At 57.5% G+C, this 18126-nt stretch carries 10 protein-coding genes; 8 read left to right on the top strand and 2 right to left on the bottom strand.

From position 1 onward, the window contains the following. Window positions 1-412: 412 nt before the first annotated feature. The 4 genes from ACODR6_RS22610 to ACODR6_RS22595 all read left to right on the top strand — a co-directional run bounded on the left by ACODR6_RS22610 (window position 413) and on the right by ACODR6_RS22595 (window position 9962). On the top strand, window positions 413-3619 hold the full coding sequence (locus ACODR6_RS22610; RefSeq protein WP_203431239.1) for an alpha-1,4-glucan--maltose-1-phosphate maltosyltransferase: 3207 nt from the start codon (window positions 413-415) through the stop codon (window positions 3617-3619). A 1-nt stretch (window position 3620) separates the two neighbouring features. Continuing rightward, a complete protein-coding gene (gene treS, locus ACODR6_RS22605) occupies window positions 3621-6917 on the top strand; it encodes a maltose alpha-D-glucosyltransferase (protein WP_203431238.1) in 3297 nt (1098 codons plus the stop codon). Then, window positions 6914-9130: a 1,4-alpha-glucan branching protein GlgB gene (glgB, locus tag ACODR6_RS22600; RefSeq protein ID WP_489024606.1), complete on the top strand. Its 2217-nt coding sequence runs from the start codon at window positions 6914-6916 to the stop codon at window positions 9128-9130. Before treS ends, glgB begins: the two co-directional genes overlap by 4 nt. Before the next feature lie 589 nt (window positions 9131-9719). Beyond that, the gene (locus ACODR6_RS22595) at window positions 9720-9962 is read left to right on the top strand and encodes a DUF2934 domain-containing protein (RefSeq protein WP_203431236.1); all 243 of its coding nucleotides are present in this window, start codon (window positions 9720-9722) and stop codon (window positions 9960-9962) included. Window positions 9963-9991: 29 nt separating this feature from the next. Here the strand turns inward: ACODR6_RS22595 and ACODR6_RS22590 are convergent, their stop codons facing one another. Then, window positions 9992-10906, bottom strand: coding sequence for a DMT family transporter (locus ACODR6_RS22590; RefSeq protein ID WP_203431235.1), 915 nt, complete (start codon window positions 10904-10906; stop codon window positions 9992-9994). Between the two features lie 75 nt (window positions 10907-10981). Here ACODR6_RS22590 and ACODR6_RS22585 point away from each other — a divergent pair, with 75 nt between their 5' ends. The 4 genes from ACODR6_RS22585 to ACODR6_RS22570 all read left to right on the top strand — a co-directional run bounded on the left by ACODR6_RS22585 (window position 10982) and on the right by ACODR6_RS22570 (window position 16570). Further along, window positions 10982-11581 carry a CGNR zinc finger domain-containing protein gene (locus ACODR6_RS22585; RefSeq protein ID WP_203431234.1) on the top strand — a complete coding sequence of 200 codons (600 nt, stop codon included), beginning with the start codon at window positions 10982-10984 and terminating at the stop codon, window positions 11579-11581. 1388 nt (window positions 11582-12969) lie between these two features. Continuing rightward, the gene (locus ACODR6_RS22580) at window positions 12970-14208 is read left to right on the top strand and encodes an adenylate/guanylate cyclase domain-containing protein (protein WP_203431233.1); all 1239 of its coding nucleotides are present in this window, start codon (window positions 12970-12972) and stop codon (window positions 14206-14208) included. Window positions 14209-14875: 667 nt separating this feature from the next. Next, window positions 14876-15517, top strand: a complete 642-nt coding sequence (locus tag ACODR6_RS22575) for a hypothetical protein (protein WP_489024602.1) — start codon at window positions 14876-14878, stop codon at window positions 15515-15517. A 699-nt stretch (window positions 15518-16216) separates the two neighbouring features. Continuing rightward, window positions 16217-16570: an ArsR/SmtB family transcription factor gene (locus ACODR6_RS22570; protein ID WP_203431231.1), complete on the top strand. Its 354-nt coding sequence runs from the start codon at window positions 16217-16219 to the stop codon at window positions 16568-16570. A gap of 669 nt (window positions 16571-17239) precedes the next feature. Here ACODR6_RS22570 and ACODR6_RS22565 read toward each other — a convergent pair. After that, on the bottom strand, window positions 17240-17623 hold the full coding sequence (locus ACODR6_RS22565; protein ID WP_489024600.1) for a hypothetical protein: 384 nt from the start codon (window positions 17621-17623) through the stop codon (window positions 17240-17242). Window positions 17624-18126: the final 503 nt, after the last annotated feature.

The raw sequence follows: 18126 nt of genomic DNA, 5'->3' as shown, positions 1-18126 counted from the left end.
AAAGTCCTGACCCATGGCATTGCAAGGCGCGACGCGGCTTGCCACGTCTTGATGCTTGGCGGGACCGGGTGCCGGGGCGGCAAACCCTGACTAACGTCGTATGCAGCGCGCTGATCTAGGAAGCGGCGGGAGCGCGTGACCTCGCCGGCGCGCTATGCGCCGTCCGCCGAACCGCCTCGGCGAAGGGCGGGCTGAAACTTGGCCGATAACGATCGCAATCCCGAGGACTCGGCAACCGGCCGCCGAGCAAGTTGCTCGATCGATTTCCGGGGTTAGCCGCGGGGCCTGCTGCCGCGTTTGCTCGTCAATCACAAACCGCAGATTGTCGGGAACAACGGCCAGGTCCGAAAGTTTCTATCGCTCCTGCGTAAAGAACCTGCGGCTCGACCTGCCCGTGCGTGGAGAAATACAGATGATGCCTGCGCGTCGCTCGAAGATCTCAAGGCCCCGCATCTATTATGTCAATCCTCTCGATTTGCCAACGGAAAGACGTTGGCTGGAGATCTTCGATCACGCCGCATCTTTGAATTTCGACACGGTCATGTCCGCGCCGATCTTTCGGCGCCACTTCCAGGACGCCAGCATTTTCAAAGCATTCGATGCCAGTTCCATAGATCCCGCCTTCGGGCTCCAGCGTCCATTGGAAGAGGGTGTCGCATTCCTGTGCGAAAGAGCGAAATCGCAAGGGATGGACTTCATGATCGACGTCGTGCTTCCGGCAGGGCAGGCAGAAACCACTGGTGAAAGTGATGCGCTCGATCCCCGTCCTTCACCATCCGCGCCCGCGCGAAACGGCGCAGCCGGCGGCGACATCGACCGTTTCGGTGAACTGTTGCGCAAATTAACCACCCTTGGAGTCTCAGGATTCCGTTATCTGGGGCTTGACGCCCTGGGCGAGGCTGATCTGAGGCGATTGGCAGTGGCTGAGACGGGCGGTGCGGATCCTTTACGGCTGGTCTACACCCCGGGGACCGACTTCTCATTTCGCCGACGGCTCGCCGGCCTGGGCTTTGATGGCACATTTTCATCGCTTGCCTGGTGGGACTTGCAGGAAGCGTGGCTTTTCGAGGAGCTGCGTCTGCAGCGAGCACTTGGGCTGCAGGTCGCCTTTCCCGAAGCTCCGTTCGCAAGGCGGCTCGCCCATGGGACCGAGAGCCGGGAGATCCGCGAGCGGAAGTCGATCCGGGCGCTGCGACTTTCGGCCGAGCTTGGCGATGGAATGCTCATTCCTATGGGCTTCGAGTTTGGCGCGGTCCTGCCACTGGATGCCACCCGCGGTTCAGGTCAAGACCTGCGCATGATTCGGTCGAATGGTGCTTTCGATCTTTCGGCAGCGGTCCGTGAAGCCAACGCGGCTATTGCTGCTAAAGATGCGCTGACGCCGACGGCATATGAGGCCGCGGCGCAGGTGATCGTCATGACCCTAACTGACGCACCAGACCCACGTGTTGCGGAGCGAAAGCGTCTGCTTGTGGTTAACCGGGACCTGCGCCGGCCGTGTGCTTTTCCAGACGACATCATTTCGCGTGCTGCCGCACCCTTCCTTGTTTCCGAGTCGCATCTCCGGTCGAACCGACTTGCTCCCGGAGAGGTTAGAACGGTCGCTGTCGCGGCGGGCGCCGTGATCGCAACACAAAGCCTGACGTCACCAGGGACGGCAACCGACCCGTCCGGACGTATCGCGATTGAAAATATCGAGCCGTCGGTCGACCTTGGGCGTTTCCCTGTCAAACGCGTCGTCGGGGACAGGGTTGCCGTAACGGCCGATATATTTGCCGACGGGCACGACCGCTTGGAGGCGGCGATATTGTACCGGGCAATAGATGAAGCGGAGTGGCATGAGGTGCCGCTGAGTTCCGACAGCAATGATCGTTGGGCCGGTGCCTTTTCCCTCGAAAGGATCGGCCGCTATCACTACTGCATCGAGGCTTGGAAGAACCCGTTTGCTATATTCCGCTACGAGCTGTCGAAAAAAGCCGAAGCCCGGCTTGACCTCAGCCTGGAACTGACCGAGGGGGCAGCGCTGGTACGACGCGCGGCCGAGAGAACCGCGGGGAATGCCGACCCCGGCCTTCATGATAAACTTGTGGAACTGCTGGAAGCGATAGAGCGCAGCGACGCGGCCGAAAAGACCCGGCTGCTCTTGTCACCTCATCTCTCGGTACTGATGTCGCAGGCTGACGAGCGACCGTTCCGAACTCGGTCGGGCACCTATAGCGTCGATTCAGAGCGCGCGGAGGCCGCGTTCTCAAGCTGGTATCAAGTCTTTCCTCGGTCACAAAGTGGAGATCCTCATCGTCACGGAACCTTCGACGACGTTGTTGCCCGACTGCCGGCGATCCGCGAGATGGGCTTCGACGTTTTGTATTTCCCACCGATCCATCCAATTGGCACCACCAATCGTAAAGGCCGAAACAACAGCTTGGTAGCGGGCCCTGGTGATCCAGGCAGTCCCTATGCGATCGGTTCGCCGGATGGCGGTCACGATGCAATCCATCCGGAACTGGGCGGGATTGACGCGTTTCGGCGTCTTGTTGAAGCAATGCGTAACGAAGGGCTGGAACTGGCACTCGATCTCGCAATCCAGGCTTCTCCTGATCACCCTTGGCTGACCGAGCACCCTGGCTGGTTCGAGTGGAGACCGGACGGAACGATCCGCTACGCGGAAAATCCGCCTAAGAAATACGAGGACATTGTCAATGTCGACTTTTACTCTCAGGATGCCGTGCCAGCGCTTTGGGAAGAATTGCGCGATATCGTCCAGCTTTGGGTGGACGAGGGCGTCAAGCTCTTCCGGGTGGATAATCCCCACACCAAACCTTTTCCGTTCTGGGAATGGCTGATCGGCGATATACGCGCCCGCCACCCGGAGGTCGTCTTTCTGTCCGAAGCGTTCACGCGGCCGAAGGTGATGTACCGTCTCGCCAAAGTCGGATTTTCTCAGTCCTACACCTACTTCACTTGGCGCAACAGCAAGTGGGAGCTTGAGCAGTACATGCTCGAGATAACGCAGAGCCAAGCCAAGGAATTCTTTCGGCCCCACTTCTTTGTCAACACGCACGACATCAATCCAGACTTTCTCCAGAATGCGCCGCGGCCGGCATTCGTGATCCGTGCCGCACTGGCTGCCACACTGTCTGGCCTGTGGGGGGTCTATAACGGGTTCGAACTTTGCGAGGGCCGTCCCGATGTCAAGCGCAAGGAATATGCCGACAGCGAGAAATACGAAATTCGCGCCTGGGACTACGACCGGCCTGGGAACATCAAGCCGGAAATAACGATGCTGAACAGGCTTCGCCGTGATAACCCCGCGCTCCATTCCCATCTCGGCCTGACGCTTTTGAATTCGTCCAACCCGAATGTGATGTTCTTCGAAAAGGCCGCGCCTGGGCGCCACAACGTCCTGCTGATCGGCATATGCCTCAATCCGCATGGCATCGAAGAGAGCACCGTCGAAATCCCGCTCTGGAACTTTGGAAAGGATGACGCTGGCACGCTCGATTTGGAAGACCTGGTCAACCCCCGACGGTTCTCGCTAACAGGCAAGCGGCAGACGCTCAGGCTTGATCCCATTCATTTGCCCTTCGCCATTTGGCGCGTCAGAACAGGAGAGATTTGACATGGAAGACGTGTCGAGCAGCGAAGGCCGGGCAGAGACAGCCGACGCCACGTTGTGGTATAAAGATGCAATCATCTACCAGTTGCACATCAAATCGTTCTATGACGCCAACGGTGACGGAATTGGGGATTTTGAAGGTCTATTCGAGAAGCTTGATCATATCGCTTCGCTTGGCGTGAACGCGATCTGGCTCCTGCCTTTCTTTCCTTCGTCACGGCGCGACGATGGTTATGACATCGCCGACTATGGGAGCGTCAGTCCCGACTACGGCACGATCGAAGACTTTCGCAAATTCGTAGCCGCCGCCCACGAACGCAATATTCGGGTTATCATCGAGCTGGTCATCAACCACACGTCCGATCAGCACCCGTGGTTTCAACGTGCGCGCCAGTCACCCGCGGGAAGCCCGGAGCGCGACTTCTACGTCTGGTCCGATACAGACCAGAAATTTCTTGAGACCCGTATCATCTTCATCGACACCGAGAAGTCCAACTGGACGTGGGATCCGACGGCTGGAGCGTACTATTGGCATCGCTTTTATTCGCATCAGCCTGATCTGAATTTCGACAACCCCTTGGTGATGAAGGAACTTCTGTCGGTGATGCGCTTCTGGCTGGAAACTGGCATTGACGGCTTCCGACTGGACGCGATCCCCTATTTGGTAGAACGCGAGGGAACAAACAACGAGAACTTGCCGGAAACGCATGCGATCCTGAAGCGCATTCGCGCCGCGCTCGATGAGACACATCCCGGCGTGATGCTGCTTGCGGAAGCCAACCAGTGGCCGGAAGATACCCGGGAATATTTTGGAGACGGGGACGAGTGCCACATGGCATTTCATTTTCCGCTGATGCCCCGGATGTACATGGCGATCGCCAAGGAGGACAGGTTTCCGATTACCGACATCATGCGTCAGACGCCGGATATTCCCGACAGCTGTCAGTGGGCGATTTTCCTGAGAAACCACGATGAGCTGACGCTTGAAATGGTGACGGATGCCGAGCGCGATTATCTTTGGGAAACATATGCGTCCGACAGGCGAGCACGCATAAATCTCGGTATCCGCCGTCGCCTGGCTCCGTTGATGGAGCGCGATCGCCGGCGTATTGAGCTGATGAACGCGCTTCTGCTGTCGATGCAGGGCACGCCGGTTCTTTACTACGGTGATGAGATCGGGATGGGCGACAACATCTACCTTGGCGATCGCGACGGCGTTCGAACCCCGATGCAGTGGTCGCCCGACCGCAATGGCGGCTTCTCAAGGGCCAATCCCGCCCGCCTGGTCCTTCCGCCCGTTTCGGACGCGCAGTATGGCTATGAAGCGCTCAACGTCGAGTCCCAAACATCAGACGCGCACTCGCTGTTAAACTGGACCCGGCGCATGCTTTCGCTGCGCGGCCGGCACCCCGCATTTGGCAGAGGGTCGCTTCGGTTTCTTTCTCCTGACAACCGGCGTATTCTGGCCTATCTCCGAGAGCACGGAGACGAGGTTATCCTGTGCGTGGCAAACCTATCGCGGGTACCTCAAGCCGTTGAATTGGACCTCTCCGCCTACGAAGGCCGCGTGCCTGTCGAGCTGACCGGCATGTCACCGTTCCCGCCAATCGGCCAGCTTACCTATCTTCTGACGTTGCCGCCCTATGGGTTTTTCTGGTTCCAGCTCAATGCTGAATCGGATGGTCCGGCGTGGCGCACGGCTCCGCCGGAACAGTTGCCCGATTTTCACACGGTCGTCATTCGCCGAAGCCTCACGGAGCTGGTTGATGAACCTCAGCATCAGAGGGCGCTCGGCAACGACATCCTTCCAGCATATCTTTCAAGACGGCGGTGGTTTGGTGCCAAGGATCAGTCTCTTCAATCGGCAAGGCTTGTTTCGGCGACGCCGATCCCATTCGCTGATGGGATAGTGCTGGGCGAGCTCGAGGCCATCCTGCCTGATCACGTTGAGACTTATCAGCTCCCGCTCGCCATCGAATGGGATGACACCACGACGAACATCCTAGGCCAGCAACTTGCCTTGGCTCGCATTCGTCAAGGACGACGTGTTGGATTTCTCACCGACGGCTTTACGGTGGAGCCAATGGCGCGGGGTTTGATCGAGAGCCTGAAGAACCGCTCGACCGTGACCGGTCGTTCCGGCACGATAGACTTCATCGGGACCGATTACTTGGACCAGCTGGATATCACCGCCGAAATGGAGATCCGATGGCTATCTGCGGAGCAGTCAAACAGTTCTCTGATCGTCGGCGAGATCGCCATGATCAAGCTTATAAGGCACGTCTTCGAGGGCGTTCATCCCGAAGTTGAAATGACGCGCTATCTTACCGAGCAGGGATATGAACACACCGCTCCACTTCTCGGCGAAGTCGCGCGTAATGACGCGGACGGGCGGCGGTGGACACTTGCCGTCGTACAAGGCGCAATCCGTAACCAGGGCGATGCGTGGAACTGGATGCTCGCCAATCTGCGTCGGGTTGCAGATGAGGTTGCAACCACCGAAGCGGAGCCTGACGCCGCTGACGACGAGCTACAGCCGCTTTTGAACTTCGTTGCTATGATCGGCCAGCGCCTGGGTGAACTTCACGTCCTGCTTGCGCGACCGAGTGAAGATCCATCTTTCGCGCCGCGGAGAGCGGATGAGGCTGACGTTGCTGGCATCGAAAGATCAGTGACCGGCGAGATCGCCTACGCCTTCTCCAAGTTGGAGGAGCTCGCGGACACGCCCGACAGCGCGGTCGAGAAGGATATTCGCAGTCTCTTGGCGCAAAGGGAGCAGATATCTAAATTGGCTGCAAGATTGTGTGGACGGGCGGCAGACGCCGTGCTGACACGCACTCATGGGGATTTTCATCTAGGTCAAATACTCGTGACGGAAGGTGACGCCGTCATCATCGACTTCGAAGGCGAACCGGCGCGCAATCTCGCGGAGCGGCGTGCAAAGACCAGCCCCTTGCGGGACGCCGCCGGTCTTTTGCGATCTCTTGACTATCTCGTTGCCACGGCGACTCTTGAAAATGATGCCGTGTCCGACCATCACGACGAGCGCAGGCGCTTGTTTGTCAACCGCTTTGGCAAAGCAGCCGAGGAACTTTTTCTTCAGAAATATATCCACGCGTTGTCTGCATCACCAGATCTGCCGAGCGATCCGAAGACCATACGTGCGCTTCTCGACATCTTCCTTTTGGAGAAGGCAGCGTACGAGATCGCCTACGAGGCACGCAATCGCCCGAAGTGGCTGCCAATTCCCCTGGCCGGCTTCAGCGCAATCGTGTCACGCCTTGACGGAGAACGGGCATGATGGAGCCATCGACGGTCGACACATCTAGTTTGGCTCCCGGCGAACTTCTCGCAATCGTCGAGGGCCGTCATGGCGATCCCTTCGCGTTTCTGGGACCCCACCGGTCGCAAGATGGGCGAATTACAGTTCGCACGTTCGTTCCTGGCGCTCTAGGCGTCGAATTGGTCGACCGCGCAACGGGTGCTGTGCTTGCAGTGTCGTCGCTGGTGCATGCAGGCGGCGTGTTCCTCGGCCCGGTCCAAAGTGACGCAGGATATAAGCTGAGAATCCTCTGGCCAAACGGCGCCCAGGAGACGGAAGATCCCTATCGGTTCGGCCCCCTGCTTGGTGATCTCGACCTGCATTTGATTTCGCAAGGAACGCACTACCAACTTTCGTCGGCTCTCGGTGCAAATCCGGTCACCGTCGACGGCATCCAGGGTGTGCGTTTTGCGGTCTGGGCGCCAAATGCGCGCCGGGTCTCGGTGGTTGGAGATTTCAATAGCTGGGATGGTCGGCGCCACCCAATGCGCTTGCGGCGTGAGGCAGGTGTCTGGGAAATCTTCATCCCAGATCTGACGGTTGGCGACCGCTACAAATTCGAAATTTTGGACGGGCAGGGCAATCTGCTTGCTCAGAAGGCTGATCCAGTGGCCCGGGCTTCGGAAGCCGCGCCTTCCACTGCATCCATCGTTGCCTCAACCGAACCGGTGAAATGGCGGGATGCTGAATGGCTCGAACGGCGGGCTCAGAGGGACATTCTGGACGGTCCGATATCGATCTATGAAGTTCATGCCGGATCCTGGCTTCGGGACATGAAGGATGGCGGGCGTTCGCTCGATTGGTTCGAACTGTCCCAGCGGCTGATCCCCTATGTCAAGGAAATGGGGTTTACGCATGTGGAGCTTATGCCGATCATGGAATATCCTTTCGGGGGTTCATGGGGATATCAGCCACTAGGCCTTTTTGCCCCGACGGGACGGTATGGAACGCCGGAAGACTTCGGATATTTCGTCGACCGCTGCCACGAAAGCGGGATCGGCGTCATCCTTGACTGGGTGCCGGCCCATTTCCCAAGTGATGTCTGGGGTCTGGCGCGCTTCGACGGAACTGCGCTCTACGAGCATGAGGATCCAAGAGAGGGCTATCACAAGGACTGGAACACGCTGATCTACAACCTCGGGCGATCCGAAGTGAAAGGGTTCCTGATTGCAAGCGCCCTTGAATGGCTTGACAGGTACCATGTCGATGGTCTGCGGGTCGACGCCGTTGCCTCGATGCTTTACCGCGATTACAGCCGTGCCGAGGGTGAATGGATCCCGAACCGGTACGGAGGGCGAGAGAACCTAGAAGCCATAGAGTTTTTCAAGCACCTCAACAGCGTCGTTCGCGACCGCCACCCGAATATCTTAATGATCGCCGAAGAATCGACGGCCTTTCCGAAGGTCACAGCCTCGCCGGCTGACGGCGGCCTGGGGTTCGACATGAAATGGAACATGGGGTGGATGCATGACACCCTTCACTACATTTCGGACAATCCGGTCTATCGCAAGTATCACCATGGCTCGATGACCTTCGGGATGGTCTACGCTTACACTGAGCGGTTTGTCCTGCCGTTTTCCCACGATGAGGTGGTTCACGGCAAGGGATCGATGCTGGGTAAGATGCCAGGTGACGACTGGCAAAAACATGCCAATCTCAGAGCCCTGTACGGCTTCATGTGGGGCCATCCAGGGAAGAAGCTGATATTTATGGGTTGTGAGATCGGCCAGAAGAACGAATGGAATCACGACGCCTCGCTCGACTGGGATCTTCTCGACGACCCTCGTCATCGCGGTCTTCAGAGGTTGGTGAGAGACCTTAATCGCGTTTATGCTCACTTTCCATGCCTGCAATATGGCGATCTGCACCCGGACGGGTTCGAGTGGGCCGTCGCCGACGACGCTGAGAATTCCGTCCTGGCGATGATCCGCTACGATCAGACCCGCGACACCGCCTGCGTGATTGTATCCAATTTCACGCCCGTCCCGCGCCAAGGCTATCGAATTGGCGTGCCTCTCGATGGCCTTTGGCGCAAGATACTCAATACGGACGACACCGTATATGGAGGCGCGGGAACCGATATAGGCGACGTTGCTGTACAGTTCGTTGCCGCTCACGGCCGGCCAATGTCGATCGAGGCTGATCTGCCACCTTTGTCGACTGTCATGTACATTAGAGATCGAAATCGATGAAACCCTCGCAGCCGAAAGCGGGTGCGCGACTGGCCGGCAAGAGGATGTATTTGGCACTGTACCGCGGGTATGAACGGCCTTCATATATCAACTTTGCCAGCTGAACGCTCCATCGATGATGCAGCGCCCCAGGTGTGACGTCGACCTGGGGCGGTTGAGCTGGAGAGAGTCGCAAGTAGGCTCTGAGAGATATAGCGGACGATCTCCCACGTTCTTGGCGGCGGCCGAAAGAGTTACCGCGGTTCCACCGGTTGCATGGCTTTCCACTCTCAGATGCGGCTATTAGCCGATTGGTGTCGATACCCTTTCCAGCCGAGAGGCGCGATTGTCGCCTTCCGGCGCTTTTGCACGGCCTGTCCGTTGTCACACGACGCTAGGGGTCGGCACCAAAGTGTGATGGCCTTGTCACACAAGAAGGAAAGCCCATTTTCCGGGCGATCCTTGCGTCTCGAACCCGCACTCCTGGATGAGCTCAATAGAACCGCAATGGGCGCGGTGCAACCGCAGGTGCCGTCAATCCGGATCCTAGCTGCGGAACTAGTACGCCACATGTTGGTTATGCGCAAAGGAAGAACGGGAGGACGGTTCCATGAACGACAAAGACCAGAAGCGACGCGAGCGGGCTTACAAGATTTGGGAAGACGAAGGAAGACCGGAAGGTGCTGATCTTGATCATTGGCAACGAGCCGAAGATCAACATGAAGCGACAGAGGCGGAAGTAGCGGCGGAGGTGACCGGTGAAAATCCAGCTGCTTCAGCCCCTGAGTTGGGCAAGGATAAGCCTTCGCCGGTCCCGCCGCCGATTTCAAAGCCGGCCAGAAAACGGCGTTGAGCTATACGCGGTAGACGTAATGGCGCCCTTCATCGACGCGGAGTTGCCTTCTCCGAAGATCGTGGACCGCACAGGCACGTTGCCGCCGACAACAGCATGAGCATTATGCCAATGACGTTCGCGACTGTAATCGTTTCCTGCGCAAAGAGGGCGCCAACAACGACGGCGATGACGGGAGAAACAAAGGCGAACATACCGGCTCGGCTCGGTCCGGCGTCCCTCAGGAGCTGCATGTACAGTCTGTAACCGACCAGCGAACCAAAAATCACCAGGAAAAGCCATCCTGCGAACGCTCCCATAGTCCAGTTGCTTAATGCTAATGCGCTTGGGTTTTCGCCGCAGATCACGGCCCCGGCGGAAAGCAGCAGCCCGCCGAGGAATGTTGTCGAGCCCGCAACAACTGCGCTTCCGTGTCTTGCAATGAGCGGTTTTGCGAGCACCGAGCCCAATGCGGACGAAGCCGCAGCCCAGCAAACGGCAAGGATGCCAAGCCAGGCGCCCCTATCGTAGCTCACCTGTGCTTCACCGACGAAGAGCAGATATAGTCCGAGGGATCCGACGGCGAGACCGATCGCTGGTGCCCAGCTCCAGGTTTCCTGACGCAAAGCCACCCCGAAAACGAACAGGCAAACCGGTGTCAAAGACATTTCCAGCACCGCGGCAGTGCCTGAAGGTATCTTTGTCATTCCCCAGAAGAGTGGGCCATAGCACAGCGTGATCATCAGCAGACTGGCTATAATTAGCCCGCACCAATCAACAGCCAGCGCTCGTATCGACTGACCCTGCCACATCGCAATCCCCAAGAAGACAGTTCCTGCAGCGACGAAACGCAAAGCTGCAAAAAGCATTGGTGGCAAGCTCGTGACGCCGAACTTGACGGCGATCCAGGTTAAACCCCAGACAGCGCAGAGGACTGCAAATTTCCCGTAGTTTGAACCTGACATGGCTTGGACCCCGATTGTGTAACGCGTAAAATCAATTTATACCGTTACAACTTCGGCAGCATCATCGGGTTCCCTATGGCGAAATCAGTAAGCACCATGCGCTTGAGCGGCGGGCACCCCGCCCTGGATTTTGTCAATACAGTTGACAGCCGCCGAGGTCGGTTGGGCCCGGATCTCCTGACAAAGTTCGTCGACCTTGTCACTTTCAGTCAAAGGGTGGATCTCATTTCTGGGGCTGCGGCTGCAACTCTAAGGCAGGCGGCAGAGGCTAGCCCTGGGGCGGCTGCCAAGGCGCTGGCGACGGGAATTGATCTCCGTGAGAGCCTTTATCGTGTCTTTCTCGAAGAAGACGGGGGCGCAATTGCCCCGGAAGGTGATGCAAATGTCGTCAAAGCGGCTGCGATCGTTGCTCGAAGCCATCAAGTCTTCGAGCAACTTGCCGGCGGGTGGGCTTGGACAACGAAGGTCGAGACGCCCGCCGACCTCGTGCATGTGCTTTCGAGCTCCGCTGCCGACCTGCTAGTGTCGCGACCGAACCGACGATCGGTGAAGGAGTGCAAAGGCGACAATTGCGGTTGGTTGTTTCTCGATACATCAAAAGGCGGACGGCGGATCTGGTGCTCGGAAGCAAGCTGCGGCGTCCACAATCGCGTCAGGAAATTTAGGCAAAGTTGATGACCCTCGTCGGTCGCGCTTGGGGCGCGGGGGTCATCTAAATCACGTGGGTCGCCGTTTCATCACAGCCAAGGCCAGAACCATTGTCATGGCTGAGCCGGAAACCGGTTGCGAAATGGATAACGCTGGAAGGATGTATCCATCCGTTCAGGGCCTAAGCCAGGACCCCTCATCACGGTGTGGCGCGTTAACCGGATCTTAACCATCCGCTGCCATCTTCGGGCTGCATTCCCCCATGAGTGCACCTCATTTTTAGGCGCGTGTCCGTTCAAGCGGCACGCGCCGTTTTTCTTCCCGGTTCATCGATAAGGAGCTCGTCATCCGCCATGCGGGGCCGCGGCGCGTCGCGATCCGCATCGGCGTGACACGCTCGGCTTCGTCGACCATCCGCGATGAACGGAACCGACGCCCTGTTCGCGGGTTACTCCCGCGAAAAACGAGGGATGCCCTGCATGAGCAATGAAGAAGACGCACCGTTGGTCACGTACAACAGAATTGATGGGAAGGCCTTCTTCGTTTTTCAGCGGCGCCGTTATGATCTTCCAGGTCAGTACAGAAGCCTCTCAGACGCCCAATACGTGGCTGAGAAGCAGTGTCGGTCTATGGGGTGGCAGCGCGATGAGCCGTGAGCATGTCGGCGGACCCGCTTGATGACCGAACCGAATGCGCGAACAGCAACTGAGGAAGGTGTTCTTGAGCGTTGCGCGAGACGACTAGCGCCTCGACCAAGCACGGGCAAGGTGCCTATCCGGTGGGCCGCCAGCCACCGTTTGGCGTCCGGGACGTGCTAAGCTGACACATGGATAAACGGGTCATTCAGCTTGAATTCATGCCGCGCGTCGTAATTCTTATCCAAACCGGCGACGCCCGCGGTAGGAGCGGGGCACCAAAATCGGAGTAACCTAATGTTCAAAAAGATTGTTTTAGCTGCGGTGGTCGCTGCATTTGCCGCTCCGGTCGCCCTGGCTCCCGCGGCCGCGGACGCGCAGGACTACTACAATCGCGGGTGGCGGGATCACCGCGGTTGGGATGGCTGGGACGGACCGCGGCGGGATTGGCGCAGGCATAGACATCACAATGACTATGGCGGCGCAATTGCAGGCGGGCTTGCAGGTGGTCTGATCGGGGGCATCATAGCTGGCTCGATAGAAAACAGCGCACCGCGATATTATGCGGCTCCGGCTCGGGAGTGCTGGTACGAACGCAGGACGGTGCAGGACCGATACGATTACGGTTATCATACTGAACGGGTTCAGGTCTGCAACTAGATTGCCAGGTTGAGCCTCGGGCGATAAGCGCCGACAATCTGAGGAACTACAGCTTGATGGACAAAACCTCCTTCCCCATTGCGCTTGGCACCCTTAGGATGCGCGGGCAGGAGGACCTCTATGAGCAATACCGTTTCACACCTTCCACGCACGCGCAGTGGATCGTGGCCCCACAAGCGTCGAGCGGTCCTCGACTGGTTGATGAATGACACGAGCGCGCAGCGGTTCCTTGACAACTTGCTGGTGGACATGTGCGAGAGGCTCGTGGCTGACGGTATATCAGTCGCCAGATCGTCTCTTCACCTAAGAATTCAGCATCCGCAATGGCAGGGTGCCCGGATACTGTGGCAAACCGGTGCAGTCGAAGCCGAGATCGATACATTCGACTACAACGTCGACACCACTGAGATTTTCCTCCGCAAACCAGCCACTGAAATTTACAACGGAGCTTCGGAAGTACGGCAACATCTCTTTGCGCGTACCGGCGAGATATCCAAATACCCACTTTTTGAAGAGCTCCACCGCGAGGGATATACCGACTATGTTGCGTGGCCGATCAAACATACACTCGGAAAGTGCCACGTCGTCACCTTTGCCACCAAGAAACCGCATGGGTTCCTCCAGCACGACATGGATTACCTGAAGGACTTGTTGCCTGCGCTGGCACTGGCAAGCGAGATCCGGATGAAGAATGCCATGGCCCGCACGCTTCTCGAAACATACGTAGGCGCTCACGCAGGCGCTGAAATTCTAGCCGGTGCTACGACACGAGGCAGTGGAAAGACCTTCAAAGCCGCAATCATGATCTGCGACCTGCGAGACTTCACGGCCTTGTCAGATCTGTGGCCCCGTGACGATATAATCGAAATTCTAAACGGCTACTTCGACGCGATTTGTGACCCAATCGAGACCCGCGGTGGCGAGATATTGAAGTTTATGGGAGATGGCCTTCTGGCTATTTTCCCGCTCAGCAACCCGGACGCCTGCGACGATCTCCTCTACGCGATCAAAGAGGGGCAATCGCGAATGGAAACCCTGAACGGTCAACTTCTGGAAACCGGTAAGGACGCTCTGCGCTACGGCATTGGGGTACATGTCGGCGATGTCATGTATGGCAACATAGGGTCGCGGAAACGTCTGGATTTCACTGCGATCGGACCTGCGGTCAACATCGCATCGAGGCTGGAGGAATTCACCAAGAAGACCAAACAATCAGTGTTGCTTTCTGCGGAGTTCATATCACTAGCAAATTGCTCTTCAGAGGTTGTAGCACTGGGATCCCATCGGTTGCGCGGTCTTGAAACGCCCGTCAGCATATTCGGTTTAATTGACGAAGGGTATCGTGCCGATGACACTTGACTACTCGGCGACCGGCTCGAAAAAATCCGATCGGTTCGATGCTCGTCTATTGTAAGGGACACGTTCTACCTTGGCCCGAGCCGATGAGCATGAGCGTGGTCGGCGTTTCCCCCTTCATGTGCTGGTGACGCTGGCCTGCAACGCTACTGCGGATTAACGCTCCGGGACCGGCAGTGCCCCAAATTGAGGCGCAAGCTTGAAGGTGGCGCTGAAAACCAGAACCCCGGCTCCGCCGTTTCCTTAAGGCCCTAGGTGGCCGGCCCACCGCTCCTGCCAGTGGCTGCTTACGACCGAAGTCCTCGGCCCTCCCAGCAAGGCGCCGAGTTCCTTGTCTTCCATGTCTTCGGCGATAGCTTGGACGCTGTCGCCGATCTGCCTGGCGTAGCGGCCCACCTTGGCTGTTCACCTTTTTCGAGCTCGGCGCCAACCTTCTGCAGGGCAGTGGCTATTCGAGTGATTTGGGAGGCGGTGTGACCGGCGTCGGCATGCTACGGCAGAGACGGCTTTGATTGTTCCGTCCTGGACAAGTGTCATTAGATGATGCTGGAGCAGGTCGCGTTGATGGGCAGGCTGTCGAAACTTGCGCAGCTCCATTTACATCAGATAGCGATTTGAATAGTTGATGCGGATGGCAGAATTGGCCTCTTCGACAGCGAGGGCGAAACCGATGAAAAGAGCGCACAAAAATTTCATAGTGGAGTACAAGGGGGGGAACCGTCGGAGTGCTGATAAGCCGACGTCCATCTGGGGAAACCTGGACCTAAAGTCGATTTCAGAAGACGTGGAGAATGAACTACACTCCAATATGCGGCGACCAGCAGCTGAGATTGGGGCGAGAAGCGAGACGCAGCAGGCACCGGCCGTTGAGCGGCAGCACAGCGACTTGCCGCTGCAAGTCAAAGCTGTGGAACAGGGCGCTGAGCCGAGAACCGAACTCGGGATGAGAAGCGACATCTCTCCTGCCATCGCAGAGACGAAGGACGAAAGTGTCCCAAAATCAACTGACGCGCATACAGTCCCCGCTGCCGCAGTTGCGGAGGCGGCGACCAGCAACCTGTCAAAAAGCGCGGAAAAGAAGCGGCCTCGTGCGCAAAAGCCGAAGTCGCCCACGTCTGATCCAGTAACGACTAAATATAAACCCCGGAAGTCAGCGGCACGGTCTGAAGTTTCTCTCCTGCCCCCCTTCCTCGCCATTGAGGAAGAGCGGGCCGAGCTGCAGCAGCTCGAAGATGAAAACAGGAGGCTGCGAACGCTTCTTGTCGAAAAACTGCGAGCTGAAAACGCATTTCTTCGCCGCCGCCTTGCCTGATTATCAGGAGTGATTTGTTTATGCTCGACACTCTGGTCCTCAATGCCGCGTTGAAGACCCTCTGCAGAGAGTTCAAGGTCGAGCGCGATCGACAGTGTGTGCTTCGTCTCACAACCTTGCTCATCCAACTGTCGAAGACTGGAATTACCGACACCGGTGAGCTTGTCGCAAACGCGAGACGAGATTTTGCAGCTGGCTTGAACTCGGAGGACCTGGATTAACTAACGAGGAGAGCACCCCCAGGTTAGCAATCTGGCCTGCCAGCCGTTGATTGATACTCCGCGGCTCGTGACGCGTGCCACTTCCACGAGAGCTAGCCTCATGCCAAGCTCGCTAAAATCGCGACCGCGAACAACGAGCTCGAGACCGCGGGAGTCATCGAATTTTGAAAAGCATGGGGGCATCCACGTGGAGAGGTCGGGGCCTTTACCGCTTCGCAGCATCGTTCCATCGCTCGTCAAAAACGATTGCCAACGTGCACAGGCTTTCCCCAAGGCTTGCGATCCAGACTGTGCCCATCCATCCGCAGCGCAGACGTGCTCGGACAGTATACTGGCATGCAACCTATCCGATGGCACTGGTACTTCTTTTATTAGCAGGCGCTTGAAATCCCGTCTAATCAATTTGGTACGGCAACGCACAGACAGGTGGCGCTTCAACGCTGGTGCTCCAGATATGGAAGAAGGAGCAGCCGACATCATGGACGACGAAATCCGATTGAAAGTCTCTCTACTGGATGCATTGGCGAACCCGGTTCGCTTCCGTGTTGTGTCTCACCTCATCGGGCACGAAATGAGCATCAGCGAACTAACAGGGAAATGCCGTACGACCCGACGCAATGTTACCTATGCGATCACGCAACTGCATCGAGATGGCTTCGTGTCTCGACGGTTCGAAAAACAGACTGCCCTTTATTCTTGCTGTCACCCCGGCATCATCAGGCTTTTTGATGTCACCAGCGGTATCATCCAGGCTGACCGGAAGGAAATAGACCTGGAGCGAAGACGCTCCCGTAGCTCGAGACATCGATGCGCTGGAGAGGTTGAGCAATAGCGTGAAAAACTTTTTGAAGATAGCCTGCGCATCGAAGCCGGTTCACCACGATGGTCACCGCTTTTCCTTATCGCCTAGTTTCCACCGTCGCGGAACGGTGCGAGCGCTACCCGCACGGGGCTCCATGATCGTTTGCCACGCAATCAATCAGGGTATGGCGCCCCTTCCGCGACAGCTTGGCGGCGGTTAGTCTGCATCAGTTCAGCGGCCCGGGCGCGCTGCCAAACCATCCGAGCGGCACGCCGCGTCCTTTAGAGAAAGATGGATACTCGCACACCCCTCCCTCAGCAAGTTCTTCTCCGACCTCTGCCTCAGCCGCGCTTGCCTGCATTGGAACAATAGGATCTGTCCGATGTTTCGCGAACGGAGGAAATCGAAATGCGCAGAATGACGAAGTTTATTCTCATGGGGCTCTCTGCCATGAGCAGCCCGACGGTGACCCCCGTCATTGCCGCAGCCCAGGATCTCGAACTCCGGGTGCGAACCGGGGGGAGTGGTGTTTACCCTGCCGATGACGAGGGAGATCGCCAGGATTGGTGTCACGTCAGAACATGTGAGCGAGATGAACGCGCTTAGATGCTTGCGGTGAAGAACGTCGCCCGGCAGAGACAGTCAAGAACTCAGAGCAGGACCGCAGGCGAAAAGCTGGTCGTCCGGCAAGCAAGGTCGTCATTGGGATTTCGGTTCCCCCGGCAGCTCTTCTGTGTGCGCCGGTCCAGCCGGAAGGTTTTCCTCGGTATGACTTCTGTCCGGGGGCTGGATCGGCGCTGTAGATGCTTGGGATACGTAGATCCCAGCTCCGAGCGCGAGGATAGCCACTATAAAAGAGCCGGCAATCGCTCCAATCGATCTCTTAGGATCCTGCGATGTCATTCCGAACGCCAGAGCGAACCCCAAGAGGGCCGCCCCGCCGGAGACGACAAAAAGCCAAATATAGTTCACGGCATCCTCCAATTTTTGCTGCAGATATTGCGGCTCAATGATTGATAAGCGACCAAACTCATGGGGATGGATCGCATGCATCAACTCATGTTTATGATGCTCGTCTAACATCGAGATATGAACATGGTTCCACGACAGCAAGGCTCAGGCAGCTGCATTAACGGCCGGCAAAGGATTCGAACTCGATAAAGTTCACCTTCTCCAATTCGTGGCGGAAGAGACGGGCTGACCATCTGGTGATCAGACAAACATGCACTCGCGCATTATGCTGTCGCCTTATCAACCACCCGGCGTTGCGAGCTGATTATCGTGCTGCGATAATCGCGGCGCGTGGGCCGGAGCGCTGCCTCCTCTATCGCCAACCCCCAAAAAGAGCGCGCTGCGTATTTTGTAACCGCGCCAACTGCTGGAGGGATGGAACTTTTTTCACTCTATTCCATTTCGTGACTGGCCTTACTGCTGCAGGGGGCTTTCTCGTTTGTATTGCTGGTGAGAACGCCGGCGTGACCTTTGGTGAATTGTGCCACAGATAAAGCTGATTTTGATCGCCGGTTGCCTGCATCCGGCAAAGTCCGCGCAGTTGGAGACGCGATTATTGACAAACCGGCGTGGCA

It is taken from the genome of Rhizobium sp. FG96 (assembly GCF_057808655.1).
Note: the sequence above shows the minus strand (reverse complement) of the source record. Positions and strands in the feature narration are given on the sequence as shown.